We start from the raw sequence: 1997 nt of genomic DNA, 5'->3' as shown, positions 1-1997 counted from the left end.
GGACAGGGGTTCGACTCCCCTCGGCTCCATATGGAGTATCAGAAAATAGACCCTTAGGGGTCTTTTTTTCATGTTATCGTACTCGACGCGGATGGTTTATCCGCGTGGTTATAGGGTTTCTAGCATGTATGGTGTCGAATAAGAAATAGTTCTGACACTATGCGTGGTGGTACCACCTTATACACCCAATTTTATGCCATCCGATTATTGCTCCTAAACCGTTTTCCTTCGGGTCAGCCTGATTATCTTCTTCTATCAGTAATCGCTTTAAATAGATCATTCATATCTCCGATTGTATTGCTTCGTGTATACCAAATAAATTCTTTATTGCTGGAGTACACATATCTACGGAAGCACCGTTTAAATAAGCATGTGTAATTTGGCGGCTTTCCAGCTACTATTGGTGCTGTGTTTTTTTGCTTAATAGCTACAAGTAATCTCTAATGGCAGCTCTTGACTCTGGAAATCTGAGGAAAATGTTATCTTGACTAAATTGTATTACTTCGATACGATCATTGTATCGAAGTAATACAATTTAGGGGGTAATATTGTGAGGGAACATTTAGCCTTGTTCAAGGAGACACATTCTTTCAATAAAGCACATGTTCAATTAGCTTTTAAGAATTACATGGAGTTAAATGTACTTGATCCTGAAGAACATTATCTAGATTCCTATAGAAGCACAATGATTGACTTGTGTGAAAGATTCCAATCTGCACTTGATAATTGTAGTTTGCCACAATTAACTGATGATTGGTGGTTTTATGATTATGAGAGGACAAATGACGGAATAGACCTTAAGCTTTATTTCTGTGAAGAGTTTGATATAGATAAGGATGGCATGGAATCTATGACTTTTACAGAGGAATTTACTCTTTTAAGTGTGAAATGTGATTATGTTAATGTGGAACAGTTTGCTACAACTAATAATGTGACGGAAATAACGGTTCGCCAGTGGATCCGGCGTGGAAAATTACGCACAGCGAAAAAAGTGGGTAGAGATTGGTTAATTCCATTAATTGCAGTAAAACCAGCAAGGGGGTTTAGCCCTGCATCTTACTATTGGGATCGGCTTCCAACAACATTATCGGATTCTTTTCCGTTTCTTGTTGGATATAATTGTATATATATCTTTCAGAATAAACAAGCAAAACAACAATTTGACTGTATCTTAGGCTATCCGGGTCAAAATGATCGAATGAAAACTACCTTAACAGCTACGGAACGTGAAAAGTTAGAGTTAGCACTTATTAGTAGTAGCGTTGTTCGAGTGGAAGAGTATTAATGTGATCGAAAGCTTATAAGGGATATAACAGACTTCGAATTTTTTTAGGAGGAATGTTATGAATAAATCAGTATATGATAGATTTAAATACTTTATGGAGCGTGAAACACCTGTTTTCAGATCCTATGTTATGAAGAAGGCAAACGGCGAAGTACTGGACATAGAAACACTTCCTCCAGATGACTTGCAGGAGATGTTTATAGACGAAGTAATAACTGATGGTGTGATTGCTGATCTCTTTGACGTAGAACAGAAAGTTGTAACAAGGAAGAGGTATAAGCATGGGATTAAGCTCGGACAAACTTTATCTCGCAAATCAGTTGAGCTAGGGTGTGTACGCAAACCTATTTAAGCCATAAACGAATAGAAAGTAGCGTCAAAAAAGCCATGAACATGTTCGCCGTTTTTTCATAGCGAGTAGCCAGGCGTCGATAGTTTTTTACTTTGTTGAAAAAGCATTCAACCAAGTGTCGTTCTTTATACGTCTCCGAATCTAGTGGACGTTGTACCCGTCGATTGCGTTTGGATGGGATCACCGGAGTTATGGCTCGGCTTTGCAAAAGCGGGTCTGTAAATTGGGTTACTAAGAAAGAAGGCTGACCCATAGAGAATCTGGTTACGGGGCGATACTCGGGTGACATCAAATCTGTCACTACACTCGTAGAAGCTTATGTGCCGTTATCTTCGGACAGGGGTTCGACTCCCCTCGGCT

The 1997-nt window shown here is 39.1% G+C and carries 2 protein-coding genes; both read left to right on the top strand.

Features of this window, described 5'->3' with window-relative positions; genetic code table 11:
* Positions 1-550: 550 nt before the first annotated feature.
* Positions 551-1285, top strand: coding sequence for a MerR family transcriptional regulator (locus L692_RS0122630; RefSeq protein WP_025702253.1), 735 nt, complete (start codon positions 551-553; stop codon positions 1283-1285).
* A gap of 58 nt (positions 1286-1343) precedes the next feature.
* Positions 1344-1637: a hypothetical protein gene (locus tag L692_RS0122625; protein ID WP_025702252.1), complete on the top strand. Its 294-nt coding sequence runs from the start codon at positions 1344-1346 to the stop codon at positions 1635-1637.
* The last annotated feature ends 360 nt before the right edge of the window (positions 1638-1997 follow it).

The sequence above is a fragment of the Paenibacillus forsythiae T98 genome (genome assembly GCF_000520735.1).
Classification (GTDB): Bacteria; Bacillota; Bacilli; order Paenibacillales; family Paenibacillaceae; genus Paenibacillus_AQ; species Paenibacillus_AQ forsythiae.
This window is presented reverse-complemented; position numbering and strand designations above follow the sequence as displayed.